The 26,271-nt window shown below is 71.7% G+C and carries 16 protein-coding genes and 2 pseudogenes; 7 read left to right on the top strand and 11 right to left on the bottom strand.

Going from position 1 to position 26,271, the window contains the following annotated elements; all coding sequences use genetic code 11:
• Nucleotides 1–88: 88 nt before the first annotated feature.
• Complete coding sequence (locus DDW44_RS12820; RefSeq protein ID WP_017945646.1) at nucleotides 89–1,315, bottom strand: acetyl-CoA C-acetyltransferase; 1,227 nt, start codon at nucleotides 1,313–1,315, stop codon at nucleotides 89–91.
• Between the two features lie 118 nt (nucleotides 1,316–1,433).
• Nucleotides 1,434–2,381 (bottom strand): LysR family transcriptional regulator, encoded by a 948-nt coding sequence (locus tag DDW44_RS12825; RefSeq protein ID WP_108906498.1) that lies wholly within the window; start codon nucleotides 2,379–2,381, stop codon nucleotides 1,434–1,436.
• A gap of 415 nt (nucleotides 2,382–2,796) precedes the next feature.
• Here DDW44_RS12825 and DDW44_RS12830 point away from each other — a divergent pair, with 415 nt between their 5' ends.
• The 4 genes and pseudogenes from DDW44_RS12830 to DDW44_RS12840 all read left to right on the top strand — a co-directional run bounded on the left by DDW44_RS12830 (nucleotide 2,797) and on the right by DDW44_RS12840 (nucleotide 6,477).
• On the top strand, nucleotides 2,797–4,410 hold the full coding sequence (locus tag DDW44_RS12830) for a 3-hydroxyacyl-CoA dehydrogenase NAD-binding domain-containing protein (protein WP_108906499.1): 1,614 nt from the start codon (nucleotides 2,797–2,799) through the stop codon (nucleotides 4,408–4,410).
• Nucleotides 4,407–4,560 (top strand): annotated as a pseudogene (locus DDW44_RS33535) (electron transfer flavoprotein subunit beta); the annotation flags it as partial. The gene DDW44_RS12830 and the pseudogene DDW44_RS33535, both read left to right, overlap by 4 nt.
• A 95-nt stretch (nucleotides 4,561–4,655) precedes the next feature.
• Nucleotides 4,656–5,279: pseudogene (locus DDW44_RS12835) on the top strand (electron transfer flavoprotein subunit beta/FixA family protein); the annotation flags it as partial.
• Nucleotides 5,280–5,514: 235 nt separating this feature from the next.
• Nucleotides 5,515–6,477 (top strand): electron transfer flavoprotein subunit alpha/FixB family protein, encoded by a 963-nt coding sequence (locus DDW44_RS12840; protein WP_108906501.1) that lies wholly within the window; start codon nucleotides 5,515–5,517, stop codon nucleotides 6,475–6,477.
• A 121-nt stretch (nucleotides 6,478–6,598) separates the two neighbouring features.
• Here DDW44_RS12840 and DDW44_RS12845 read toward each other — a convergent pair whose 3' ends face one another.
• The 5 genes from DDW44_RS12845 to DDW44_RS12865 form a co-directional block, all read right to left on the bottom strand.
• On the bottom strand, nucleotides 6,599–7,231 hold the full coding sequence (locus DDW44_RS12845) for a MarC family protein (protein ID WP_017945641.1): 633 nt from the start codon (nucleotides 7,229–7,231) through the stop codon (nucleotides 6,599–6,601).
• A gap of 48 nt (nucleotides 7,232–7,279) precedes the next feature.
• The gene (locus DDW44_RS12850) at nucleotides 7,280–8,554 is read right to left on the bottom strand and encodes a hypothetical protein (RefSeq protein ID WP_108906502.1); all 1,275 of its coding nucleotides are present in this window, start codon (nucleotides 8,552–8,554) and stop codon (nucleotides 7,280–7,282) included.
• Between the two features lie 420 nt (nucleotides 8,555–8,974).
• Nucleotides 8,975–9,751, bottom strand: coding sequence for an adhesin (locus DDW44_RS12855; protein WP_108906503.1), 777 nt, complete (start codon nucleotides 9,749–9,751; stop codon nucleotides 8,975–8,977).
• 180 nt (nucleotides 9,752–9,931) lie between these two features.
• On the bottom strand, nucleotides 9,932–11,686 hold the full coding sequence (locus DDW44_RS12860; protein ID WP_108908822.1) for a hypothetical protein: 1,755 nt from the start codon (nucleotides 11,684–11,686) through the stop codon (nucleotides 9,932–9,934).
• Between the two features lie 687 nt (nucleotides 11,687–12,373).
• Nucleotides 12,374–14,968 (bottom strand): D-alanyl-D-alanine carboxypeptidase, encoded by a 2,595-nt coding sequence (locus DDW44_RS12865; protein WP_244224018.1) that lies wholly within the window; start codon nucleotides 14,966–14,968, stop codon nucleotides 12,374–12,376.
• 530 nt (nucleotides 14,969–15,498) lie between these two features.
• On the opposite strand from DDW44_RS12865, the gene DDW44_RS12870 reads away from it, so the two are divergent.
• From DDW44_RS12870 to DDW44_RS12880, 3 genes are all read left to right on the top strand, one after another.
• A complete protein-coding gene (locus tag DDW44_RS12870) occupies nucleotides 15,499–16,218 on the top strand; it encodes a GOLPH3/VPS74 family protein (RefSeq protein WP_017945636.1) in 720 nt (239 codons plus the stop codon).
• Nucleotides 16,219–16,864: 646 nt separating this feature from the next.
• Nucleotides 16,865–17,722, top strand: a complete 858-nt coding sequence (locus tag DDW44_RS12875; RefSeq protein WP_108906505.1) for a helix-turn-helix domain-containing protein — start codon at nucleotides 16,865–16,867, stop codon at nucleotides 17,720–17,722.
• A 180-nt stretch (nucleotides 17,723–17,902) separates the two neighbouring features.
• Nucleotides 17,903–18,103, top strand: coding sequence for a DUF397 domain-containing protein (locus tag DDW44_RS12880; protein WP_108906506.1), 201 nt, complete (start codon nucleotides 17,903–17,905; stop codon nucleotides 18,101–18,103).
• Nucleotides 18,104–18,143: 40 nt separating this feature from the next.
• On the opposite strand, the gene DDW44_RS12885 is transcribed toward DDW44_RS12880, so the two are convergent.
• From DDW44_RS12885 to DDW44_RS12900, 4 genes are all read right to left on the bottom strand, one after another.
• On the bottom strand, nucleotides 18,144–20,495 hold the full coding sequence (locus DDW44_RS12885; protein WP_244224019.1) for a tetratricopeptide repeat protein: 2,352 nt from the start codon (nucleotides 20,493–20,495) through the stop codon (nucleotides 18,144–18,146).
• A gap of 56 nt (nucleotides 20,496–20,551) precedes the next feature.
• Complete coding sequence (locus DDW44_RS12890; protein WP_167455494.1) at nucleotides 20,552–20,965, bottom strand: hypothetical protein; 414 nt, start codon at nucleotides 20,963–20,965, stop codon at nucleotides 20,552–20,554.
• A gap of 646 nt (nucleotides 20,966–21,611) precedes the next feature.
• Nucleotides 21,612–22,727 carry an ADP-ribosylglycohydrolase family protein gene (locus tag DDW44_RS12895; protein ID WP_108906509.1) on the bottom strand — a complete coding sequence of 372 codons (1,116 nt, stop codon included), beginning with the start codon at nucleotides 22,725–22,727 and terminating at the stop codon, nucleotides 21,612–21,614.
• 562 nt (nucleotides 22,728–23,289) lie between these two features.
• The gene (locus tag DDW44_RS12900) at nucleotides 23,290–25,899 is read right to left on the bottom strand and encodes a bifunctional FO biosynthesis protein CofGH (protein ID WP_108906510.1); all 2,610 of its coding nucleotides are present in this window, start codon (nucleotides 25,897–25,899) and stop codon (nucleotides 23,290–23,292) included.
• Nucleotides 25,900–26,271: the final 372 nt, after the last annotated feature.

A 26,271-nucleotide genomic window follows, 5' to 3' on the forward strand; every position in this document is an offset into this window, starting at 1 on the left:
CGGGCGCGGTCGTGGTCGCGGTCACGGGCGCGGCCGCAGTCGCGGTCGCGGTCGCGGTCGCGGTCACAATCGCGTCGGCGGTCCGGTGTCAGGAGGCCACCCGTTCGAAGACCGCGGCCAGTCCCTGACCGCCGCCGATGCACATGGCCTCCAGCCCGTAGCGGGCCTGTCGCCGGTGCATCTCCCCTGCCAGATGGGCGAGGATGCGCGCACCCGTCGCGCCGAGGGGATGCCCGAGCGAGATCCCGGAGCCGTTGACGTTGATCCGCTCGTGGTCGGCGTCGCTCAGGTCGAGCGCCCGTGTGCAGGCCAGCACCTGGGCGGCGAACGCCTCGTTGAGCTCGATGAGATCCATGTCGGACAGCGCCAGGCCGGCCCGTTCGAGCGCGGTCCGGGTGGCCGGCACGGGGCCGAGGCCCATCCTCGCGGGGGCGACGCCCGCGCGGGCGAAGGACACCAGCCGGAGCACGGGGGTCAGCCCGAGCCGCTCGGCCGTCGCCAGGTCGGTCACCAGGCAGGCGGCGGCCCCGTCGTTCTGGCCGCTGGCGTTCCCGGCGGTGACCGTGGCCTCCGGGTCGGAGTCCAGCATGACGGGTCGGAGCGCCGCGAGTTGCTCCGCCGTGGTGTCCGGGCGCGGATGCTCGTCGGCGGCGACGACGCTCTCCCCCTTCCGGCCGGTCACGGTGACGGGAACGATCTCGTCGTCGAACAGCCCGGCCGCCGCGGCACGTGCGGCACGCTGCTGGGACCTCAGGGCGAGGGCGTCCTGGTCCGCCCTGCTGATGGTGAACTCGCGCCGCAGGTTCTCGGCGGTCTCCACCATGCCGCCGGGCACGGGGTGGTGGACGCCGCCCGCGGTGACCCGCCCGCGTGCCAGCGCGTCGTGCAGCAGCAGTCCGGGCGAGGTGATGCCCCGGCGCCCCTCGTGGGTGTAGAACGGGGCGGCGCTCATGACCTCGACGCCCCCGGCGACCACGACCTCGCTGAAGCCACTGCGGATCTGCATGGCCGCGTCCAGCACGGCCTGGAGTCCGGAGCCGCAGCGGCGGTCGACCTGGGTGCCCGTGACGGACTCCGGCAGACCGGCGTCGAGGGCGGCGACCCGCCCGATCGCGGGCGCGTCGGAGGTCGGGTAGGCGTGGCCGAGGATCACCTCGTCGATCCGCCCGGGGTCGACTCCGCTGCGGGCCACGACCTGCGAGATCACATGCGCGGCCAGCGCGGCGGGCCGCTGGGACGCCAGCGCCCCGCCGAACCGGCCGATCGGTGTGCGCAGGGGTTCGCAGATGACGATGGGGGCGGGATCGGCGGACATCCCTTGTCCTTTCGCCGCGGGTTGGTGTCCCGCCGACCCTCGCACCACCCGCCGAGAAGGTCCAATACTCAATCGCTACGGCATTGAGACCTGATACGTCTCAGTGCCCTCAGTGCCCTCAGGGCTCGGAGGGCCCGCCGAGCCCGGAGGACGCTGAGGACGCTGAGGGGCTCAGCACGGGCGTCGGCAGCGCGGTCTCGGCCACGGCCAGTACGGCACGCAGCGCGGCGGAGGGGTTGTCCCTGCGCCAGGCGAGGGCCGCCCGGAGCCTGATCGGATCGCCCGCCAGCGGCCGGTAGACCAGGCCCGTCTGCTGGATGTGCTGGCAGGAGGTGAGCGTCAGCGTCACTCCCACCCCCGCGGCGACCAGGGCCAGGATGGTGTGCGAGTCGGGCGCCTCCTGCGTCATCCGCGGGGTGAACCCGGCTCTCTCGCAGGTGGCCGCCATGAGGTCGCGCAGGGAGGAGCCCGCGTTGGCGGGGAACCCCACGAACGGCTCCTCGGCCAGGGCTTCCACCGGGATGCGCGTGCGCTGCGTCAGCCGGTGGTCCGACGGCAGGGCGCAGAGGAGTTCCTCCTCGTAGATCACTCGGGTCTCCAGCCCCGGGTGCGTCACCGGCAGCCGCACGAAGCCCACGTCCAGCTTGCCCTCCACGACCCGGGTCAGCGCCGCGTTGGCGTACGTCTGGCCCTCCAGGACCAGTTCGATGCCCGGGTGGGCCGCCCTCACCGCCCTGGTCAGCCGGGGCAGGGCCTCATGGCTGGAGGCCCCGGCGAAGCCGACGGTGACCCGCCCGTACTCGCCCCGTCCGGCCGCTCTGGCCACCCGGACGGCGATGCCGACGTCCTCCAGCACGGTCCGTACCGGGCGCAGGAAGGCCTGGCCGGCGCTGGTGAGCCGTACCGAGCGGGTGTTGCGCTCGAAGAGCTGGACCCCCAGCTCCTTCTCCAGCTGGCGGATCTGCTGGCTGAGCGGCGGCTGCGCCATCTGCAGCCGTCTGGCGGCGCGGCCGAAGTGCAGTTCCTCGGCGACCGCGAGGAACGCCGTCAGATGGCGCAACTCCATGTCGTCCCCCCAGCCCTGTCCGGGTTCGGCCCCGGGCCGAACCCGGCGACTGATCCTCTTGGCATATCAATGTGAGCCTAATTCGGTATTGGACAGTGCTCAATGGCTGTTGGCACGGTGTGAGCCACCTCCTCCCCGGGCGGCTCGCCGGACCGGACCGAGGGGGCGCCACCAGTCGCCACCGACCGGCACCGGGCATCGCCGGTCACCATCGGCCCGCACCGGGCATCGCCGGTCACCATCGGTCGCACCGACCGGCGCCGGGCACCATCACTCGCCACCACTCGCCACCGGTCACCATCGGCCGGCACCGGACGGCCGCACCCGCCGCCGGGAACACCCCCCACCCCACGTGCCCCGCCACCGCGCGGGCCGCGACGGCAGGACGGGGCAGGACGCAGAAACGAGGTCTCACGTGCGCATCAGGATCGTCGGCGCCGGCGTCATGGGACGCGGGATCGCCCAGTGGGCGGCGACCGCCGGTCACACCGTGGAGCTCGGCGACGCCCGGCAGGAGGCGGTCGGCGACGCCCTCGGCTTCGTACGGCGGATGCTCGACCGGTCCGCGGCCAAGGGGCGGCTGACTCCCGAGGCGTCCCGGGCCGCCTCGGAGCGCCTGCTGCCACTGGACGACGCCTTCGCGCCGGGCGACGAGGTCGAACTCGTCATCGAGGCGGTACGCGAGGACCTCGCCACCAAGACGGAGCTGTTCCGGCGGCTGGAGGACGTCCTGCCCGCCCGGACGGTCCTCGCGACCAACACCTCGTCCCTCCCGGTGACCCGTGTCGCGGCGGGGCTGAAGGACCCGACCCGGCTGGTCGGTCTGCACTTCTTCAACCCGGTACCGCTGATGAGGATCGTCGAGGTGGTGCCCGGGATCCTGACCCGGCCCGACATCCCGCCCGCACTCGTCGAACTCGTCCAGGCCACCGGCCACTCGGCGGCGGTGGTCGCCGACACCCCCGGCTTCCTCGTCAACCACGCGGGCCGCGGACTCGTCACGGAGGCGCTCGCCCTGCTCGAGGAGTCCGTGTCCGACCCGGCCGGGATCGACCGCATCGCCCGCGACGTCCTGGGGCTGCGCATGGGTCCGTTCGAGCTGATGGACCTCACCGGACTCGATGTCACCGACACCGTCATCGACACCGTGTGGCGGGGCTTCAGGCACTCGGACCGGCTCCGGCCGTCCTACCTCACCCCCAACCGCGTGGCCGCGGGCCTGCACGGCCGCAAGACCGGCCGCGGCTTCTACGACCACACCGCCGACGCGGACGCGACCCCGCCCGAGCCGCCGATCACCGGAGACCCCGGACGCCCCGTACGAGTGGCCGGGCGGGGCCCGGACGCCGAGGCGCTGCGCCGCGCCCTCCGCGAGGACGGAGCCGCCCTGGAGAGCGGCCGCGACCTCACCGGGCGGGCCGTGGTGCTGGTACCCACCTGGGGCACGACCGTGGCGGAGCGGATCGCCGCCGCCGGGCTGCCCGCGTCCCGCACCCTCGGGGTCGACCCGCTGGCGCTGCCCACCGGCCGCCGGGTGCTCGCCTTCACCCCGGCCACCGATCCGGCCGCCGTCCGTGACGCGCGGGCCGTTCTCGCCAGGGCCGCCCCGGCACGCCCCGACGGCACGGACGGGCACCGCGCCGTCTCGGTCGTCCGGGACACGGCCGGCTCGGTGGCCCAGCGGCTGCTCGCGTCCATCGTCTCGGTGGCGGCCGCCATCGCCGAGCGCTCCATCGCGACCCCCGCGGCGGTGGACACGGCCGTCACCGCGGGCCTGGGATACCCGGCCGGGCCCCTGGCCTGGGGCGACCGGATCGGTGCCGCGCGGATGCTCGCCCTCCAGGCGGGGCTCCACCGCAGCACGGGCGACCCCCGCTACCGGCCCACCCGCTGGGTCACCGAGCGCGTGCACCTCGGACTCCCGCTCACCGAGCCGGGACCGGACCCGGTGGCGCTCGGCGCCACCTCGCCACCTCCGCGCAGCGGAACCACCGAACCCACACACGAACACGAAGGAGACACGGCATGAGTCTGCGGATAGTCGTCTGTGTCAAGTACGTGCCCGACGCGACGGGCGACCGGGGCTTCACCGAAGAGCTGACCACCGACCGGGAGGGGGTCGACGGCCTGCTGTCCGAACTCGACGAGCACGCCGTCGAGCAGGCCCTGCGGATCGCCGAGAACACCGGGGACACCGGGAGCACCGGGGGCACCGGCGGCGCCGGAAGCACCGGAGTCGGCACGAGTGGAGGCGGCGGCGGCACGGGCGGAGGGGACGGGACGGAGATCACCGTACTCACCATGGGGCCCGAGGACGCCCGGGACGCCCTGCGCAAGGCGCTGTCCATGGGAGCGGACAAGGCGGTGCACATCGAGGACGACGACCTGCACGGCACCGACGCGCTCGGCACCTCCCTCGTGCTGGCCAGGGCCGCCGAGCACATCGGCTACGACCTCGTGGTGTGCGGAATGGCCTCCACCGACGGCGGGATGGGGGTGCTCCCGGCGATGCTGGCCGAGCGTCTGGGCGTCCCCCAGGCCACCCTGCTCTCCGAGGTCCGCGTCGAGGACGGCAGGATCACCGGCCGCCGTGAGGGCGACACCGCCACGGAGCTGCTCGAGACGGCGCTGCCGGCCGTCGTCTCCGTCACCGACCTGTCCGGCGAGGCCCGCTACCCCTCCTTCAAGGGCATCATGGCCGCGAAGAAGAAGCCGATGGCCGTGCTCACCCTGTCCGATCTGGGCATCGAGGCGGAGGAGGTCGGCCTCCGGGGCGCGTGGACGGCGGTCGACGAGGCCACCGAGCGCCCCGTCCGCACCGCCGGCACGATCGTCGAGGACGAGGGAGACGGCGGCAGGAAGCTGGCCGAGTTCCTGGCCGGACAGAAGTTCGTCTGAGACGTCCCTCGTTACCGCCCCCACGGCCCCGCTCCGCTCCGCCTCGCCTCGCCCCGGCCCACCGCGCGGCCCCGGCCCGATCAACCGCCGCGGCGATCCGGCTCCGGCCCCGGTCCCGGGCTTCGGCCCACCGCCGCGGCCCCGATCAACCGCCGCCCCGGACCCGGGTCCCGGCCCACCGTTGTGGCAGGCCCGGCCCCGATCCACCGCCCCGCACCCGCAGGAGAGCAATCCCATGGCTGAAGTCCTCGTCTACGTCGATCATGTGAACGGCACCGTCCGGAAGCCGACCCTGGAGCTGCTGACCCTCGCCCGGCGCCTCGGCGAGCCGGTCGCCGTCTTCCTCGGCCCCGGAGTCGGCACCGCCGCCCCCGTACTGGCCGAGTACGGCGCGGTGCGGGTCCTCGCCGCCGATCTGCCCGAGTTCGCCGACCACTTCCTGGTCCCCAGGGTCGACGCGCTGCGGGCCGCCGTCGACACCGCCTCCCCGGCCGCCGTGCTGGTGCCGTCCTCCGCCGACGGCAAGGAGCTGGCCGCGCGGCTCGCGGTCCGCATCGGCTCCGGCCTCATCACCGACGCCGTCGACGTGGAGGCCGGGGAGCACGGCCCGGTGGCCACCCAGTCGGTGTTCGCCGCGGAGTTCACCACCCGGTCCCGCGTCACCCGGGGCGTTCCCGTCATCACCGTCAAGCCCAACTCGGCCGCGCCCGAGGCCGCCCCGGCCGTGGGGACCGTCGAGCAGCTCGCCGTCACCGTCGGCGAGGCGTCCAGGGGCACCCGGATCGTCTCCCGGACTCCGCGCGAGTCCACCGGCCGCCCCGAGCTGACCGAGGCGGCGATCGTGGTCTCCGGCGGCCGGGGCCTCGGCGACGCGGGGAACTTCGCCCTGATCGAGGCCCTCGCCGACTCCCTCGGCGCCGCCGTCGGCGCCTCCCGCGCCGCCGTGGACGCGGGCTGGTACCCGCACACCAGCCAGGTCGGCCAGACCGGCAAGAGCGTCTCCCCGCAGCTCTACATCGCCGCCGGGATCTCCGGTGCCATCCAGCACCGCGCCGGCATGCAGACCTCCAGGACCATCGTCGCCGTCAACAAGGACGGCGAGGCACCCATCTTCGAACTCGCCGACTACGGTGTCGTCGGCGACCTCTTCCAGGTCGTCCCCCAGCTCACCGAGGAGATCGCGTCCCGCAGGAGCTGACCCGTGAGCAAGGCCCCGGACGAAGCCCCGGACGAAGCCCCGGACGAGGCCCCGGACGACGCTCCGGAGGAAGCCCCGGACGAGGCAGCAGACGAGGCCGACAGCTGAGGGCCCCAGAGGCTCAGCCGAGGCCGAAGTACGTCCTGATCGCGTTGAGCATGAGCTGAATGCCGATCGTGGCGACGAACAGTCCGCCGAACCGTGTGACGATGGCGATGGTCTGCGCCGACATCCTCATGCGGTTGACCAGGAGCAGGTGCCCCACCGGGATCAGGGCCACGGTGATGGCGACGGCGATGAGCGCGGCGACCGTGCCCGACCAGCCCTGCCCCGTCGAGGCGATGCCGATGACCGTGGTGATGGCTCCGGGGCCGGCCATGAAGGGGATGGCGTAGGGCACCACGATCGAGTCCTCGGCCGATCTCGGCGCCGGCTCCTCGTGCGCCGCGGCGCCGCCCTGCGCGCGGGTCGGCTCGCCGCCGAAGAGCATCTCGAACCCCATCAGCAGGAGCACCAGACCACCGGCGAAACCGAACGCGGACAGGTCGATGCCGACCAGGTCGAGCACCGGCCTGCCGACCAGGGCTGCGCCGCCCAGGGTGATCGCGATGACCACCATGATGCGGCCGACGTACTCCCGCCGCCGCTCCGGCTCGTTGTCGGTCAGCACACGGAAGAAGAGGCCTCGGATGAAGGGATCGACCAGCAGGATCATCGCGATGGTCGCCTGAACGGTCAGCTCAAGGGTGCTCATTCCGTCGTCTCCCGCTGTCCTGGGTCCAACCTCTCACCGCGGGGCCCGTCACTTCGGTGCCACATCCCCGATGACGCCGATCCGGAAGCCCAGCCACGGATAGGTGTGCCGGTAGAAGAAGTTGTCCTGCGGCTGGAGTCCGACCGCGGAGGGCCACAGCTGGTAGGCCGGCGCGTTCGACACGCCACCGTGCAGCCGCCGCCAGACCCGGCCGAAGTCCTGGCCGGTAGGCGGCGGGGTGATGGTGTCGGTCCACTCGACCGCGTTGCCGCCCTGGTCGAGGGTCCCCCACGGGGAGGTGCTGAGGGCCTGGCCGCCGGTGCTGAGGCTGCCCTGGTAGAGGGCGGCGTAGGTCGCGGGGTCCAGACCGAACGGGTTGACGGTGGCACACTCGTTCGGCGGCACCTGGCCCGGGCACCAGGTGGGTGCCGTGCCACCGGAGGGGTGGTACGAGGCGAGCGGCTGGGTCGACGCGTTGGTGACGTCGCCGGTCGTGGGATCGAGGACGGTGGGGCTGGGGGCGGTCGCGACGCCGTCGCCGAAGACCCCGGCGTTGGTGGGGTACTTCCAGTACGAGTACGTTCCGCCGCCGCTCGGGTCGTAGTAGGCCGCCTTGATCCACTCGTTCTGGCTCGGTACGACGAAGCCGGAGGCCTCGGTGCGGGTGGTGTCCGGGCGGTCGAGGTCGTACATCCCGCGCTCGGTCCGCGGTGAGAGCCGCACCTTGTAGGAGTGGTAGGTGAAGCCGCCCTCGGTGCTGGTGTCCTTGGCGAGGACACGTCCGTTGACGAGGGAGTTGACGAAGCGGGCCGCGTCGAGGAAGTCCGCGAAGCCGTAGGGCTTGTCGGCCCACTCCGGGTGGGCGAGCGAGTAGTGGCGGCCCCGGCGGGCGTCCTCGGCGAACTCGATCTGACCGTACTTGGGCCACGTCTCGCCGCTCTCGTTCTCGTCGTAGAGGCCGCGGCGGTCGCGTCCGTCGGGGTCGGCGGTGTTCAGGAACGCCACCCACTGGGCGACGGTGACCTCGAGCTTGCCGATCTCGTACGGGTAGCCGACACCGCCGACCGTGAGACACCCGCTCGGGGCCACGGGGGCGGCGGCGCAGTCGGGGTAGACGGCGTCGGTGAAGGGGACGACGCTCACCGGGGGGTTGCCGGGGTCGCCGACCTCGGCGGTCGTCACGGTGATGACCTCACCGGCCCGGTGACGGTCGCCTCCGTCGGCGGGTGTTCCCGCGGCGGCGGCCGGAGCGAGCGGCGCCGACAGCACGCACGCCGCTGCGGCGGCCCGGAGGAGGCGGGAGCGGGGGGATGCGAGACGCATGGGCGCACCTGTCCGGTCGTGGCGGGTCGCCCCGCGAGCCGGAGGCGGGCGGGGCGCCCCGTTGATCACAACAACAGCGGCCGCCACAGTAACCCCGACGGCCACGCATCTCGTTCAAGGCGGCACCGAACGCATCGAATGGCCCACACGCATCGGGGGTCCGGGGCGCGATCCGTGCGCCCGCGCCTGGCCGGACGGCCGTACGGGTGGTGCGGACCTGGCCCCGGTCGGCCGGTTCGGTGCGATGAACCGGCCCACGGCAGCCGTCGCGGTGCGATGGACCAGCCCAGGGCAACCGCCCCGGCGGGACGGACCGGCCCACGGCAACCGCCCCGGCGGGACGAACCGGCCCACGGCAGCCACCCCGGTGCCCGGCCTCAGGGGTCGGGCTGCGGCCGTACCGGCCACGTGGCGCCCGTTCTACGCCGCCCCGCAGGTCAGCTTCATCTGCGCTGCCGCATGGTGCGCCCCGATGCGCTCCGCGCTGCCCCAGTCCCGCCCGCGGTCGAGGAGTTGCACCGCGAAGACCTTGTCGCCCTTGACCGGATAGCTCCTGACGGACACCAGCTCGCCACGGTGGACGGTCTGTCGGACACCGAAGCCCGTGTAGCCGGACCGCACATCGTCCGGGTCGGCCAGGACACGGTAGAACGTGGGGTCTCCGGCGGCGTCCGAGGCGCGGTTCGTCCCGGGGACGAACACCGCGAGCGCGCACGTCCGGTAGTCGTCGTCCAGCTCCCAGCTCCAGATCGCGGTGCCGCGCGTGTCCTTGGCCGCGCTGCCCGACATGGGCACGGCGGTGAAGCTGCCGTCGCAGTCGGGGTTGCTGCGGCCGCCCTCGCGAACCGTGTACCAGGCGGCGTCGCCGTTCTCGAACCGGCCCACCTCCCGGTACCCGCCGGTCGTGCACCCCGGTCCCGCCCACTCCTCGAACTGCCCGCCGCCGGGCAGCTCCGTCGGGCCCACCCGCGTCGGGATGCCGCGTCCCGGGGGGTCGGTCTCGGCGGCCTGGGCTTCGTCTCCGGCGTCGTCGTCGGAGCCGGTGAGGAGTGCCGCGGCGGCGATGAAGCAGCCCAGCACCACCACGGTTCCCGCCGCCAGCAGACCCTTGCGGAAGCGGGAGAGCAGCGAGATGCGGCCGGTGACCGTCTCGCGGGCGACCCAGGACGGACCGGAACGCCGCTCGTCCCGGACCACGTATCCGCAGTCGGGACAACTCATACCGGGCAGAGGCGTGTGCCTTTCACTGCCGCACCGTTCGCACGCCATACCAGCAAACTATGCAGGAACCTCGTGCGTCACGGGGCCGGAACCCCCGCGATCCATGTCCCGCTCCCCGGCCGGCCCGGCGCACCACGCCCGTTCAGCTCCTCCCGGTCAGCTCCTCCCGGTCAGCTCTTCCGGGCAGGGCGTACCGCGCGGAAGCTGATAGGGCGCCGCCAGTCGGTAGACACCCGGGCGCGGGGCGAGGAGCTCGGTCCACTCGTCCCCCGCCGTGTCCTCCTCCGCCTTCATCAGGCAGCCGGCGACGTTGACGAACTCCTTCGGCTCGTCGTCCTCCCGGAGCTTCGAGGCCTGGGTCTCCTGCGGCTGCTCCACGCTCCGGCCCTGGTCGTCCACGAGTCCCAGCCACGGCGAGTACGGAACCCGGATCAGTACCCGGCCCGCCTCACGCACATGGATGCGCAGCTCACCGGCGCCCGCCCGGTCCACCGTCGCCGGCGGGTCCGCGAGCGGTGTGGGCTCGCGGACGGCGAAGAGCCGCCAGTTCGCGTCCGACCACACCGGCTTCAGATAGGGCTGGCCGCGCTCGACCAGCTCCGCCTCCTGCCGGGCGCCCGAGTCCGGCTCGCCCGTCGGCAGCACCACGTAGTGGACGGCCCAGCGGTGGAGCCACTCGCGGTAGTTCACGGCGTCGAGCGTGTCGTCGTAGAAGAGGGGATTGCGCTCCATGTCCGCCTGCCGGTTCCAGCCGCGCGCCAGGTTGACGTACGGCGCCAGTGCCGACGCCTCGCGGTGGCTGCTCGCCGGGACGACCTCCACGCGGCCCTTCTCGGCGCCGACCTCCTGCAGTTCGTTCACCAGTGGCGCGAGTTCCCTCGTCCAGGAGGCGGCCGGAGCGGTGCGCACGATGTCGTCGACGCTCTTGAAGCCGATCCACGCGTTGAGCCCGGCGAAGGCCAGGACGACCGCGTACCACCTGCGTGAGCGCGGCACGGCGTACGGCAGCGCCGCCAGCAGCACCACCCCCGCGAACAGCATCGCGAGCCGCGAGACGTTCGAGCCGATCTGCGAGTCCACCAGGAAGGTCAGCAGCGTACCGGCGGAGTACACCCCGGCGGCGGTCCGGACGGTGCGCCAGTCCGGCGGTACGAGGACCAGGACCAGCACCCCGAAGAGGAACGGCAGCGACGTCGACCCGAGCGACATGGGCTGCGTGCCGGAGAACGGGAACAGCCACGCCGACAGGACCACGACCGCCACCGGGGCGATCCCCAGTGCGTAGGCGCCCGGACGGCGCTTGTTCAGGAACAGCGCCGCGGCGACGACTCCGAGGAACAGCCCGGCGACCGGGCTCGACGCGGTCGCGAGTCCGGCCAGCGGTGCGGCGACCGCGGCCTTCGCCCACCGTTTCCGCCGCCAGCGGTACGGCCAGCAGAACACCGCCGCGACCGCGCCGATGGCGAACACCATGCCCAGGCCGAACGTGACCCGCCCCGACAGCGCGTTGCAGAAGAACGCGAACACTCCCGCCAGTGCGCAGGCCAGCGGGTTCCGGACCGCCCTCACCCGGGTCAGGATCAGCGCGGTCAGCGCGGTGGAGAGGGTCCCGACGACCATCATCGTCGTGCGCACGCCGAGGAGGGACATCAGGTACGGGGACACCACGCTGTACGAGACCGGGTGCATGCCGCCGTACCAGGCGAGGTTGTACGCGGAGTCGGGGTGGCGGCCGACGAACTCGGCCCAGGCGTCCTGCGCGGCGATGTCACCGCCGCTGTTGGCGAAGAGGAAGAACCACCCGAGGTGCAGGAAGGCCGCCAACGCGGTCGCCGCCAGGACGGGACGGCGCGCCGACGCGCCGGCGAACCTTCGGACGGCGAAGCGTGCGGCACTGACCCGCGAGGCGATGACACGCGAGGCAGTGGTCCGCCAGGCGGTGACCCGCGAGGCGCGCGAGACCGTCGACCCGGGAGCGGTGGGAATCCGGCGGGACGAGGGAGCCTCGGGCCCGACCGGACCATGAGGCGCGGACGCCTCCGAAGAACCGGCAGGCCCACGGACCGATGGAGCCTCGCAAGAACCGGCGGACCTAAGGGCCGGTGGGGCCTCGCAAGAACCGGCAGGCCCACGGACCGGTGGAGCCTCGCAAGAACCGACGGACCCAAGGGCCGAGGGGATCTCGGAGGAATCGGCAGGCCCATGGGGCGCTGGGATCCCCGGTGTTCCCGGTACCCCCGAGAGCCCAGTGGCCTCACGCGACACCGGGACCGCGGCGGACGCGAGGGACACGACGGCGCCGGGGGACACGGGGCACCCGGGGGCGGCAGGGCACGCGACGGACTCGGGGGATCCGGAATCCTCCCCTATTCGCGGGTCCTTCGCGGCTCGTGGCCCCCTCGCGGCGCTGCTCTCGTCCGCGCGGGTGGGCTCGACGGTGGTCAATGCGGCTCCCGTGGTCGCTTCCCATGCTCGGGGACGCCGTCCCGGCTTCGCGAGTTGCCCCGTACCGGGGACGCCGCGATCCGGGGACGCTAGCACGGTGCTGGTGCGGCGGACGGGGGCACGGAGGTCCGTGCCCCGTCCGGCCGCCCGATGTCAGCCCAGGCGGGTCAGCCTGGCGCCGAACCCGGGCTCCGCGAGCTCCTGCTGGAGGGCCACCGGCACGGCGACCTGGCTCGCGCCCTCGCCGACGGTCAGCGAACCGACGACCGTGCCGGGCGGGGCCTCGTGCGGCAGGACCTTGTCACCGTTCGTCAGTTCCAGCTTCACCGTGAGACCGGACCAGCCGACCGCCCGCACGTCCTTGGTGGCCACGACCGGGACCGAACCACCCAGGCCGTCCTCGACCACGCCGACGACCTGGCCCTTCTTGACGATCGTCGCGTTCTTCAGGGCGTCCTGGGTCGCGAGCATCAGCTCCTTGCTCGCGTTGATCGCGGTGCCGAGGATCGGGGTGTCGTACTGCGCGAGCACGGCGCCGACGATCAGCTGGTCCGTGTCACCGACCATCTTGTGGGCGGCGAAGAGGAGATTGCCGCCCGCCTTGGTGGTGCTGCCGGTCTTGATGCCGAGGGCGCCGTTGTAGGGCGGCAGTTCGTTGTAGTTCCGCCATGTCTTGCCCGACGGGTCCGTCCACTCCGGCAGCTTGGTGATGTCCATCAGGGCCTTGATCTCGACCAGCTTCAGCCCCAGCTTGACCTGGTCCTCGGCCGTGCTGACCGTCGTCGCGTCAAGCCCGGACGGGTCCGTGTACGTCGTGTTCTTCATGCCGAGTTCCTCGGCGGCGGCGTTCATCTTCTCGACGAACGCCTTCTCCGAGCCGGAGTCCCAGCGAGCCAGCTGACGTGCGATGTTGTTTGCGGACGGAATCATGATCGCCGCCAGGGCGTCCCTCAGGCTGATCTTGTCGCCCTTCTTGACGGTGTTGAGCGTCGACTCGTTGTCCGTCTTGTCGAGCTGTCCGTCCGACTCCCCCTTGGCGTCGATCTCGATCATGGGCCCCGCCTCGCCCGGCTTGAGCGGGTGGTTCTTGAGGATCACGTACGCCGTCATCGCCTTGGTCACGCTCGCGATCGGCACGGGCTTCTGCTCGCCGGAGGAACCGAGCGTGCCGAGTCCGGACGCGGCCATGTACGCCTGGCCCTTGGCGGGCCAGGGCAGCTGCGGGGCGGCGCCCTCGAAGGCGTACGCCGGCTCGGCCGTCAGCGAGAGCGTGGGCTCCGGGAGCGGACGCAGGGTCTGTACGACTGCGAAGACGATCAGGAGCAGCACGACCAGGGGCGTCCAGATCCTGACCCGCCGCAGAAGAGTGCGGACCGGAGTCTGCGGGGGCGGCGGGGTGTTGGTCAGCTCGGCCAGCAGATCGAGCGGCGGCTTGGGCGGCAGGGGCTGCTGCCGCGTGCGCTCGGGCTCGGTGAGCGACGAGGGCGAGGGGGCGGCGTACCCGCCGGGCACGGCCGGCTTCGCGGCGGGCGGGGCCGGCTTCGCGGCGGAGGCGGCGGGCTTCGGGGCGGAGGCGGCGGGCCGTACGTCGTCGCGCCGCAGCGGCACGAACGTGCTGGTCCGCTCGGCGGCGGACTCCGAGGCACCTTCGGGGGCACCGCCGGAGGTGCGGCCGGAAGCAGGCTCGGAGGTGGACTCGGAGGTCGGCGCCGAGGCGGCCTTGGCCCCGGACGCGGACCCGGACGCGGACCCGGACGGGGGCTCGGGGGCGGACGCGGGCTCGGGCACGGCCTTGGAGGTGGACGCGGACGCCGCCCCGGTGGCCGGGGCGGCCCCGGACGCTCCCGCCCCGCCGGACGGGCCCGCGGAACCGGTGGCGCCCGCGGGGCCGGGACGGTCCTCGGGTTCCGCCACCGGCTTCGCGGCGGGCTTCCGCTCGGGCTTCACCGGCCCGCCCGGGGGTGCGGTGACCCTGAGCGCCGTGGTGCGCTCGGCCTCCCGCTCCGATCCCGCACTCTCGGAACCCGTGCGCTCGGAACCCGACCGCGCGGCAGCCGTGGAGGGCTCGGCGGACTGCCTCGGTGCCACGGGTGTCGGGGGGACCTTCAGCGCGGTGGTCGGCTGGTCCACGGCAGGCCGGGGCGGAGCCTTGCGGGCAACCGGCGGCCGGTCCGCGGCGTCGTCGCCCTCTTCACCTTCACCGGCCCTGGCCGCACCCGCCGATGCGACAGCCCCGGCGACGCGGGCGGTGTCGGCCGGGCCCTCCGCGGCAGCGTCCGAGGCTGCGGCGGCGTTCCTCTCGGCCGTCCGGGACGCGGCCCAGCGGGGCGTCCTGGCCCCGGCGCCGTCCCCGGAACCATTCTCGTCTCCGCCCTCGCCCCGGCCTCCCCGGCCGCTCGGGTCGCTCGGGTCGCTCGGGTCGCCGGCGTCCGCGTCCGAACCGGCCGACGGTTCGCCGTCGACCGACCTGCGGGGTGCGGGCGCCGTGGGCTTCTTGCCGCCCTCGCCGGCCGCCTCGGGTGCGCTGCGGGCGACTTCAGGAGTGCCCTCGTCGGTGGCCCCGCCGTCGCCGGCCTCCGCCTCCGCGGTCTCGTTCGCGGAGTCCTGTGCTCCCTCGTCCGCGCCGGAGAGCCATGCGGTCACGGCTTCGCGGAGGCGGTCGCCGTCATCCGGCGCACGCTCGTCGTCGTCGGCGGAGGGCCGGCCCTCGGAGGCGACGGAGCCCGTCTCGGCGCCGGAACCCGACACGGACCCGGATGCGTCCCCGTCCGTGTCGCCGTCCCCGCCCCCGTCCCTGTCCCTGTCCCTGTCCCTGTCCGTTCGCCTGTCCCTGTCCCTGTCCCCGTCCGTGCCCGAGGACACCGGCCGAGACGACTCCGACCGATCCGACGGCTCCGACGGCTCCGACGGCAGCGTCCTGAACACCGCCGTGGGCTGGTCGGCACGTCCTTGGGTGGGCGCCCCCGCCGAACGGGCCACGGCAAGCCGCGGATCACGTTCGCCCGGAGTCGTCTCCCCCGACGACTTCTGCTGCTCCGACTTGTCGGGGGACTCGCCCGCCACCGTGCCTCCTCCGTGCCTCAAACCTGAACCCGCCGTGACGCTGGTACCACCCGCACCACTGTCCGAACCTTCTGCCAGTGTCCTGTGTGAGCCCCTTGGCCCCGTGCTAGACGAGAACGACATACCTGCCGGTTCCCGTACGAAGCACCCAGGCGCTCTCGACAGACCAATGTGAGAGGCGTCACCCTGTCATTCATCCACGCGGGGAGGCATGGATGGGCAGGAGCCGCAGAACACTTCCGGAGGAGCTTCTGCTGCTCGCTCTGGACCCGGCCACGGGTACCACAGCGCAGCCGCAGTCGCTCGACCTCGGCCTGGCCGGAGCACAGCTAGTGGAGCTGGCCCTGGCAGGACGGATAGCCCCAGACGGGGATCGTATCGCCGTGGTGATGCCACGGCCGACAGGAGATCCGACCCTGGACTCCGCACTGGAGCTGCTGCGCAGGCGCGGCAGTCCGGTCCGGGCGGTCCACTGGATCGGCGGGCCCCGGCTGGGGTTGCGCCAGACCTACCTTTCACATCTGGAAAGGTGCGGCATGGTCCATGCCGTGGCGGGACAGATGTGCGGGGTGCTGCCGACGACTCGCTACCAGGCGACGGACACGGCGATCAGCCGGGAGATCAGGTCCCGGCTGGACAGCGCGATCCGCACCGGCGTACCGCCGGACCCGAGGACGGCTGCGCTCGCCGCTCTGGCGCACGCGGTCGGCCTGGGCAAGCACCTGTATCCCGGCAACGAGGGGCGGTCCTCCCGCTCCCGCCTCCGGGATCTCATCAGGCACGACCCCATGGGCGGACTCGTGGCCCACGCCGTGATGGACGTTCAGAACGGTGTGGCCGCGCAGCCGCGCCGTGGGTCGGCAGCCCCCGGCAGGCAACCGGCCGTACAGATGCCGGCCCGCCGGGGCGGCATGGCCCGCGCCGCCGCCCACTAGGGCGCCAGGTACGGGTACGGGCCTGGCGCGCTGACGCGCACTGACGCGGACGGGCACTGACAGGCACAAGCAGGCGCGGGCACGCACCGACACGGATTCGCGTGGGGTGCCCGCGGCCGTGGACGCGGGCACTCGCTCGCGTGCCGGCCGGGAGATCCCCGGCCGCCGATGTCGCCCCGAGCCCGGTACGGGAGCCGCAGAGGGCGCGGGGCAGTCGTACATACGACTGCCCCGCGCCCTTGCTGTGGCGTGCGATCGCACCGTCAACCCGAGACCTCACGCGCACCCGTTCCCGCGAAGCCGCCCGCCACCCATGGGCATTCAGCGTGCGCCGTGGTAGGCGACGGCGAGCCGGAACCAGCTTCGCCAGTCGTCGGGCGAGTCCTCGGCCTATCCGCGCAACGCCGTACAATCCGGGACAAATGGTCCTGATACACCGCAACGTACCGCAATGCACCGCAATCTCCGCGCAGATGTCGACGTCGCTCTTTCGCCCCGCGGGCGGCCGGAGGCTTTGTCCCCCGCATTGTGCGCGCGTGTCGTCGTTTTCCAGCGCGGGCACCACCTTTGGTGGCAGTCTGCTGAGACGTAGATACGCACAGCAACAGGACCGCTAAAGCAGTCCGCAGCCGGAGGTGCAGTTCCCGTGGCGTCCAACGTCAACCCCACCGTCAGGCGCCGCCGTTTGGGCCAGGAGCTGCGCCGCCTCCGCGAGCTCAAGGGCATGACCGCGGAGGAGGTGGCGGATCGCCTGCTCGTCTCCCAGTCGAAGATCAGCCGACTGGAGAACGGCCGGCGGTCGATCAGCCAGCGTGATGTGCGCGACCTCTGCGGAGTGTACGAGGTCGAGGACCACCGCGTCGTCGACTCACTGATGCAGATGGCCAAGGACTCCCGCCAGCAGGGCTGGTGGCACGCCTTCGGCGACATCCCCTACAGCGTCTACATCGGCCTGGAGACGGACGCGGCCAGCCTCCGGGTCTACGAATCGCTGATCGTGCCGGGCCTGCTCCAGACACGCGATTACGCCCATGCGGTCATCGAGGGGATGTGGCCCGAAGCCACTCAGAGCGAGATCGACAAACGCATTCAGATCCGGCTCAAGCGACAGGACCGCCTCACGGATCCCGACAACCCACTCCGGTTCTGGGCTGTCATCGACGAGGCTCTGCTGCGCCGCGTAGTCGGCAATGACCGGATCATGGCAGACCAACTCAAGCATCTCGCGGAGCTGAGCATGCAGCCGCATGTGACGTTGCAGGTCCTGCCCTATTCCGTGGGGGCTCATCCTGGCATGTACGGAAAGTTCGTCATCCTGGAGTTCCAGGATGCCATGGACGCCAGCGTCGTCTACCTCGAGGGCGTGACCAGCGACCTCTACCTCGAGAAGCCAAATGACGTACAAAGCTACACAGTCATGTACGAACACCTTCGGGCCAAGGCGCTCAGCGCCGAGCAGTCGATGGAATTCATCCACCAGGTAGCGGAGACCTACGGAGGCTGACCGGGAGGGCAGGCACCGTACACTCATGAGCTCAGGCTGAATAGACTTCGAGTAAAAATGCCATCCGGATGGGTGAACGCACCGCACCCCAGGGGATGCTGCGGCGTAGCTTCGATCTCGGGGCCGTTGGGGACAGCGGCTCGAGGCACCCGCACACCTGGCACAACCATCGGAGTCACTATGCACATCCGGCAAGCTGCGTCCCTGACGGAATGGACCAAGTCCTCGTACTCCGCCGTCAACGGCGACTGCGTGGAGATCAAGTTGAAAGACCAGAGCTTGGTTGCCGTGCGCGATTCGAAGGCGCACCACCGCCCGCCGCTGGGCTTCACCGCGGAGACGTGGTCGGCGTTCATCACCGGGATCAGCCGCAAGGGCTGACTGGCAACCCTGGCCGACCACGTCTCTGCAGAACCTGCAGTCAAGCCCTCTCGACCGGCCCGCCGTCCTGGCCGAGGGGGCTGCCTTCTGCCCCGGTCCCGCCCAGGTCGTTCACAACGGCGCGAGTCCTGATGGTCACAGGATCACTGTGACCAAGAACCCGCTCACACAGCGGGAGATTCCGGGCAGCCAGGGCGGCCGCCTCCGCGACAGGGCCGCTCGCGGCGAGAGAGGCAGCGAGGCCTGCCCGATTGGCCAGCACGTACGGATGCTCAACACCAAGCACTTTCTCCTGCCCTTCGACGACGCGTCGCGCAAGGATGATGGCCTCATCACTGCGCCCGCGCTTCTCCAGAATCCAGCTCAGGAGGACAGTCGCCGAAAGGGTGAGGTAGTGCTCCGCACCGTGGATCCGCTCGCGGTCTGATACCGCCTTACGAGCCGCTGCCTCCGCTTGCTCCCATCGACCGAAGGCGTAGAGTCCGTACGCGTAATTGTGGCGAGCCGTCACCGTTGTGAAGGATTCCGCCCCCAGGCGCTCCTCACACGTCGCGACCGCAGCGGGCGCGAATTCGTCGAACTCTTCCTTCGTTTCAGGATGCGCCAGATACTCGACCAGAAGGGCACGCACATGCAGAGTGTCAGGGTGATCGGGGCCCAGAATCCTCGTTCGGATCGCTTCCGTCTCCCGAAGCGACGTCACGCAATCCTCGAGCCTTCCCAACTGACCAAGCGGCTCGTGAATGTCCTGCAAACTCGCCAGCGTTTCACCGTGCTCCAGGCCAAGAAGGCGAACCCGAGCCTCGAGAACATTCCGGTGCAATCTCTCGGATTCCTCGAATCGACCCAGCCGGAACAGCGCAAGGGCCAACCGATGACGAGCCCTCAACGTCACTCGATGGTCCACACCCAACTGCCGCTGGCCTACCTCGGCTGCAGAACGGGCCATCGAGGATGACGCGTGATAGTCGCCCATCTCGAACGTCAGGCCAGCCAATCGAACGGCCAGCTCGACCGCTTGCAGGGCAACCTCCGAAGCAGGAACCCGACGGAGCAGACTCACCACGTGAGGCGCCAGCCACCCAACTCCACCGGCCACCCGAGCCTCACGGAGTGTCTCGGGGAATTCCTCGGCAAGAAGGCGAAGCGCCGACGTCGTGAGGAGTACCCTCTGGTCGTCCGGTACCGAGGCGGCGATGCTGTCCAGCAGTACCCCGTGAGCCCTGACGCACCTAACCCCGGCGCCACCCCGCTCGATGTCCACGAGCGCGATCAGGGAATGGTCCAGGAGGCCTCGCAGGGCGACCTCCACCCGGTGCCCCTGCAGAGAGGGGGCGGCATGACCCAGATCGGTCGCGGCCAGTTTCCGTGGATGGAGTAACGCCAGGGGCAGCGGGTCTGGACTGAAGCACGACAGCAATCGCATGAGCGTGACCGATTCAGGCACTCCGGCCCTCTCCAGCCTGTCGAGAGAGATCTGCCACGTCCTACCGACCAAGTGCCTCGCATCCCTTTCGGAATCCGCCCCCCGGTCAATCAATTCCGTGGACTCGTCCTCAAGATGGCGTTGGTAGTCACTCATGGACCAGCTCTCCAAGAGTTGCCGAGACAGGAACGACCCTGCCAGCGTCAGAGCCAAAGGTAGGCAGTCCAGCCGCTGAGCCATGGAACGAGCCTCTTCGAATGTGCCGGAGTCGGGTGCGAGATCACGAAGGATGAGTGCGGCGTCGTCCACCGGGAGAGTGCCTACCCGGTGCAACCGCGCCCCCTGCCATACCGGCGACGTACCCTGTCTCGTGGTGACGACGACGGTCCCCTGGCGACTGGCCCGCAGCCACCCACCCTCTTCCAGCACTGCGGGATCGTCCGCGTTGTCCAACACGAGAACCCACCTCTGCGGCGAGCTGTCCAGGTAGTGCCAGACGAGATCTGCTGCCGCACGCTGGCCCGCGTAGGCCGCAGCCAATTCCACGGCCTGCGCACCTCGATCTGCGGCCACGGCCAGCATGCCCGCCCTCAACGTGGCTCGCTCTGATGCGCTGACCCAGAGACCGACAGTGTCGAGATGACTTGTCACCGCATGGAACAGCGCCTGTGCGACTGCAGTCTTACCGCATCCCCCCGTCCCGTGAAGCACGTGGATCCCTCCGTGGCCACCAGCAGCCTCAAGTAGTCCTGCCATGAGGGCCTTACGATCCCGGAGGTGGCGCGGCATCCTTCCGACGAGCGGCAACCGCACGGAATCGGGTGCGACCAGCCCATTTCGCAGCCCGTCCGTAGCGGCGTGAACGATGCTGCGCGGTACTGACGAGCCCGAAAGCGATTCGGCCTCGCCGGCCCCGTAGTAGTGATGGTGTTCCGTGATGTGCTGGTCGCCCGTCGTCTGATACACGCGCCCCTGACCTGACGCACGGCCGTTTACCGCGCACTGCGCGCGTGGCGGCTCGGTCACCTCTCTGTAATGTGCTGGTCGCGGCCGGCTTGATAGACGCGTCCGCTCCCTGACGCTTCGGCCCTCATCTGAACGCTCCTCGTCTGGACCTGCTCATCCGGGTAAAGGTCCGCGAGAATCCGGCGAAGCTCCACCGCAACGTCCGGCCGGTCGCGAAGAAGACGGCGAAGGCGGCCCGCCCACTCCTCGCACAGTTCCCGCTCGACCAGCGTGTCGCCGTTCTCCCGCGCGAGCAGGAGATCGTCCCGAGCGGCTTCCAGTTCCCCCTCCACGCCCTCTGCGCGCGAGGGGCTGACCCGCCGCCACAGCGCGACGACTCCCTCCCGAGTTCTCTCCCACGCATCAGTGGCCATAAGTGTCACCACTGCAGTGCCGGCGGTGCGCGCGAGATCCATCATCTCCGCTTCCACGCAAGTCCCCCTTGCCCAACCGTCCGCCTGTCAGAAACAGGTCCGAACGACCACAATAGGTGGGACTGCGATCACTGTCAGGTGGTTGCGTGCCCTGCACATCGCCCCGACCCGTGGCAGAGGCGTGGGCCGGAACATGGTCGCCATCGCCGCAGGGGAGGCGGCGGCGTCGTCCTCCGGCGAGAGTCGCTTCGCCAGTTCCCGCGACCGCAGCCATTCCCGTGGCTCCGCCCGCCGCTGCGGACTCTCCGCATCTGTCACCTCCACGGTCAGGCATACGTAACGGATAGTGGAGCGCAGGGTAGTCGCACGACCCTCGGCACCGTCCCGGTAGAGGGTCACCTAATCGTCCTGGGACGCGGCGACAAGAGGGCGGGCGTGGTGGACGCGGCCACCGCGATCGAGTCGCTTGCCGGTCCCGACCGTCCAGCGAACGTGGTCGTCGAAACGCCCCCTTGGGGTCCTTGCGGTGAATCAGAGTGTTGCTTCCTGCAAGCCCTTGGGTGATCCAATAGGTGGTGGTTCAGCAGCCTGCGGTGACCGACTGCGCCAACGCCGACTTCTCCCGGACAGCGCAGCAGTTGCACAGCGCGGGTCGAGACCCGGCACCATCGGGGGGCGCCGTGGCGCCAGGAGCCGACCGCCGTCAGCCGCGCGGGTAGCGCTGGAGCCAGCCGGGGGCCGAGACGGCGGGGCCGTGGAGCGCGGGCCCCTGGGTCATCTCCATGGCGAAGTCGTCGGCGAGTTCGAGAATGGTGGAACGCCCCTCGAGTTCCGCCAGCCAGGCGGGCGGGAGAGCCGTCTCGCCGTGAAGCGCGCCGAGGAGGGCGCCACAGAGGGTGCCGGTGGTGTGTGAGGCGCCGTCGTGGTTGACCGCGAGACGGAGCCCGTGCCGGACGTCCTCGCTGACCAGGGTGCAGTAGACGGCGACGGCCAGGGCGTCCTCCGCGTTCTCGGGGTCGCCGAGGGCGTCGATACGGGTGGGGCTCGGGATGCCCTGGCGTACGGCTCCCAGGGCCTGTTTGAGCGCGTCGCTCACGGGCTGGTGGCCCGGCCTGGGCGTGAGGAGGGACAGCGCCCGCTGGACGGACCCGTCGACGGTCTCACCGCGGGCCAGCCCGTGCACGATCACCGCGAACGCACCGGCCGAGAGATATGCCGTGGGGTGTCCGTGGGTCTGTGCGGCGCACTCCACGGCAAGCTGGCAGACGAGATGGGGTTCCCAGCCCACGAGCAGTCCGAAGGGCGCGGAGCGGACGAGCGCGCCGGCGTCCCGGGCGGTGGGGTTCTTGGGCCTGTCGATGGTGCCGAGGGTCTCGTCGGCGAGACCGGTGAGGCAGGCGGGAGCCGGATCGCGGCGGGTGTAGAGCCATTCCTCGCGGGCGAGCCAGCCGTTGTCCTTGCGGCGCTCGTCGGGGCCCCAGTCCCGCTGCGTGGCCGCCCAGCGAAGATGGGCGCGGTGCACGTCGGTCGGCGGGTGCCAGGCGCCGGTGTCGCGACGGACCTGGGCGCGTATGAGGCCGTCGACCGTGAAGAGGGTCAGCTGGGTGGCTGCGGTGACGGCGCCGCGGCGGCCGTACGCGGGGGCGAGGTCGGCGACCCCGTCGGGGCCGTGGGCGGCGCGGATGTCGTCCAGCGACAGCGTTGCCACCCCGGCGCCGAGGGCGTCGCCGACTGCCCCGCCGAGCAGGCAGCCGCGCACCCGGGAGCGGAAGTCCTGCTGCTCGGCACGTCCCCAGACGGCTGCGGCTCCGGTTGTCACGCGGCTCCCTCCCTTCTCGTGCGCAGCACTTTAATCGACCGTGACGGATCGCTTCATGGGCGGAATCCGGCCTCGACGACCAGTGAAGCGGAATGCGGCGGCCGGCCTCGGTCCCGGTCCGGCCACGGCCCACGCGCGTGGCCCGACGGCCCTGAGGCGAGGCACCCTTTCCACCCCCTGGGGCCCCTTCGCGGGCGGCGCCGTGACGGCCCCTCCCGGGCATCGCGACACCGGTCCTCGCAGGCGTCACGGCACCGGCCGGCCCTTCGCGGGCGTCCCGCGAGCTCCTTCCCCGGCGTCTCCGCGGACCCGTTCGCGGGCATCGTCGCGCGCCCGCTCTCCGGCAGGCACCGTCAGGGCGCCCGCACTTCACAGGCGCCGTCACGAGCCCGTTCTCCGCAGGCACCCTCACGCGCCGGTCCCGCGAGGCGGCCCTCGACAAGCGCCGTCACGGGCCGCCCCTGCTCGCCCGCCTTCCGCGGGCACCGTCACGAGCCGGCCCCGCGTCCCTGCCCTCAGCAGGCACCGTCACGAGCCCGTTCGCGGACGCCGTCACGGACGCTCAGCCCTGGGGCAGCACCGGCAGCAGCTCCGGGAGGTGGCCGTCGGAGTCCGCCGCGGTGCGTCGCCGCTCCGCCGGAACCTCGCCGTACAGCGTCGTACGGGGCCGGGACGGGCGTCCGGCGGCCTCGGCGATGGCGGTCAGATCGCGGATCGACCGGTACGAGCCGTAACTCGACCCGGCCATCCGGGAGATGGTCTCCTCCATCAGGGTGCCGCCGAGGTCGTTCGCGCCGGAACGCAGCATCTGCGCGGCTCCGTCCGTCCCGAGCTTCACCCAGCTGGTCTGGATGTTGGGGATGTGCGGGTGGAGCAGCAGCCGGGCCATCGCCGTGACGGCCCGGTTGTCCCTGGCCGTGGGCCCGGGCCGGGCGATGCCGGCCAGGTAGACGGGCGCGTTGGTGTGGATGAAGGGCAGCGTCACGAACTCGGTGAAACCGCCCGTCTCCCGCTGGATGCGGGACAGCGTGCGGAAGTGGCCCAGCCAGTGCCGGGGCTGGTCCACATGGCCGTACATCATCGTGGACGAGGACCGGATGCCCAGTTCGTGGGCGGTGGTGACGACCTCGATCCAGGTGGCGGTGGGGAGTTTGCCCTTGGTCAGCACCCAACGGACCTCGTCGTCGAGGATCTCCGCGGCCGTACCGGGGATGGAGTCCAGCCCCGCCTCCTTGGCGGCGGTCAGCCACTCGCGGATGGACAGACCCGTGCGCGTCGCGCCGTTGACGATCTCCATCGGGGAGAACGCGTGCACATGCATGCCGGGCACGCGCTGCTTCACGGCGCGGGCGATGTCGAAGTACGCGGTGCCGGGCAGGTCGGGATGGATACCGCCCTGCATGCACACCTCCACGGCACCGACGTCCCACGCCTGCTGGGCCCGGTCGGCGACCTGGTCCAGCGACAGGGTGTAGGCGTCGGCGTCGGTACGGCGCTGGGCGAACGCGCAGAAGCGGCAGCCGGTGTAGCAGACGTTGGTGAAGTTGATGTTGCGGGTGACGATGTACGTGACGTCGTCGCCCACGACGTCACGGCGCAGGTCATCGGCGATCGAGCAGAGCGCGTCCAGCGCGGGCCCGTCGGCGTGCAGCAGGGCGAGGGCCTCGCCGTCGGTGAGCCTCACCGGGTCGTCCGCGGCCGTGGCCAGGGCCTGCCGCACGTCGGTGTCGATCCGCGACGGCACCATGCCGGGCGCCGCCGCCTCGCGCAGCGCTCCCCAGTCCCCGTACACCTCGTCGAAGTCCTCGCGGCGGTCCGAGCTCCGCCCGTCGGTGTCGATCGTGCGGTGCAGATCGGTCCGTCCGCTCGCGGTGAAGCCCTCGTCCGGCTCCTGCCAGGGCAGGCCCGCGGGCGTCGCCTCCTCGTCCGCGAGACCGGTGCCGGGATCGGCCAGGGCCCGTACGTGCGGCAGCAGCCGGGGGTCCAGCCAGGGTTCGCCGCGCCGGACGAACTCCGGGTACACGGCGAGCCGCTCCCGCAGCCGGAAGCCGGCGGCCGCCGACCGCTCGGCGAGCACGTCGATCTGGGGCCAGGGGCGCTCGGGGTTGACGTGGTCGGGTGTCAGCGGGGACACCCCGCCCCAGTCGTCGATACCGGCGGCGATGAGCCGGCCGTACTCCTCGTCCACCAGGTTCGGCGGCGCCTGGAGGCAGCCGGAGGGGCCCATGACGTGCCGGGCGACGGCGATGGTGGCGACCAGGTCGTCCAGCTCGGCGTCCGGCATGCCGCGCATGGCCGTGTCGGGCTTGGCGCGGAAGTTCTGGATGATCAGTTCCTGGATGCCGTGGTAGGCGCGGGAGACCCGGCGCAGCGCGAACAGCGAGTCCGCGCGCTCCTCGTACGTCTCACCGATCCCGATGAGCAGCCCGCTGGTGAACGGGACGGAGCTGCGCCCGGCGTCCTCCAGCACCCGCAGCCGCACCGCCGGCTCCTTGTCGGGCGATCCGTGGTGCGGGCCGCCGGGCTCGGACCAGAGCCGGGTGGCGGTGGTCTCCAGCATCATGCCCATGGAGGGCGCGACGGGCTTGAGCCGCTGGAAGTCCGTCCAGGTCAGCACGCCGGGGTTGAGGTGGGGCAGCAGCCCGGTCTCCTCCAGGACGCGGATCGCCATGGCCCGTACATAGGCGATGGTGTCGTCGTACCCCTCCGCCTCGAGCCACTCGCGCGCCTCGGGCCAGCGGTCCTCCGGCTTGTCGCCGAGGGTGATGAGCGCTTCCTTGCAGCCCAGCTCCGCCCCGCGCCGCGCGATGTCCAGCACCTCGTCGGGCGACATGAACGGCCCCAGGCCGGCCCGGCGGAGCTTGCCGGGCACGGTGGCGAAGGTGCAGTAGTGGCACTTGTCCCGGCACAGTCGCGTGAGCGGGATGAAGACGCTCTTCGAGTACGTGATGACCCCGGGACGCCCCGCGGCCTCCAGACCGGCGTCCCGCACCCGTGCCGCGGACGCGCACAGGTCCTCCAGGTCCGCGCCGCGCGCCTGCAGCAGCACGGCGGCCTCGCCGGCGTCGAGCGCGACACCGTCCCGGGCCCGCCTGAGAGCACGGCGCATGGCGTTGGCGGCCGGACGCCCCGCCTGGTCTCCGGCCCGGTCTCCGCCCTGGTGATCCGTCATGCAGCGAGCATACGAGCGCGGTCCGACAGCGGAACGGGGGGTACGGGCGTATGCGCCGAAAACGGCCGGGATACGAGGGCCGGGGAGGCGCCCCCGGCGGGGCCCGTGAGGCGCTGCGCGGCCGAACCTGGCCCTCGGCGGGTTCGACCGCACGCACAGAGGTTCCCGGAAGGCCCGAAACACTGCGAGTCGTACGGGAATTACGCGTTGCGATCGGGAACGAGCCCATGCCAGCATTCCCGGGTGAGCGACAACGGGGACAGCGGTGCGAAGCCCGAGCGAACGTCGAGATTGGCCGAGTTGACCGAGTTGACCGAGTCGGCGAAGCCGGCGGACTCGACCCGGCCGGCGGAGTCGGCCAGCGGGGCGCCA

This window comes from Streptomyces tirandamycinicus, from assembly GCF_003097515.1.
Taxonomy (GTDB): domain Bacteria; phylum Actinomycetota; class Actinomycetes; order Streptomycetales; family Streptomycetaceae; genus Streptomyces; species Streptomyces tirandamycinicus.

Bases quoted from the DNA above. Each gene is read 5' to 3' on its own strand.
- DDW44_RS12820 (WP_017945646.1), bottom strand. From the start codon at position 1,315: ATGTCCGCCGATCCCGCCCCCATCGTCATCTGCGAACCCCTGCGCACA.
- DDW44_RS12825 (WP_108906498.1), bottom strand. From the start codon at position 2,381: ATGGAGTTGCGCCATCTGACGGCGTTCCTCGCGGTCGCCGAGGAACTG.
- DDW44_RS12840 (WP_108906501.1), top strand. From the start codon at position 5,515: ATGGCTGAAGTCCTCGTCTACGTCGATCATGTGAACGGCACCGTCCGG.
- DDW44_RS12845 (WP_017945641.1), bottom strand. From the start codon at position 7,231: ATGAGCACCCTTGAGCTGACCGTTCAGGCGACCATCGCGATGATCCTG.
- DDW44_RS12850 (WP_108906502.1), bottom strand. From the start codon at position 8,554: ATGCGTCTCGCATCCCCCCGCTCCCGCCTCCTCCGGGCCGCCGCAGCG.
- DDW44_RS12870 (WP_017945636.1), top strand. From the start codon at position 15,499: ATGGGCAGGAGCCGCAGAACACTTCCGGAGGAGCTTCTGCTGCTCGCT.
- DDW44_RS12880 (WP_108906506.1), top strand. From the start codon at position 17,903: ATGCACATCCGGCAAGCTGCGTCCCTGACGGAATGGACCAAGTCCTCG.
- DDW44_RS12900 (WP_108906510.1), bottom strand. From the start codon at position 25,899: ATGACGGATCACCAGGGCGGAGACCGGGCCGGAGACCAGGCGGGGCGT.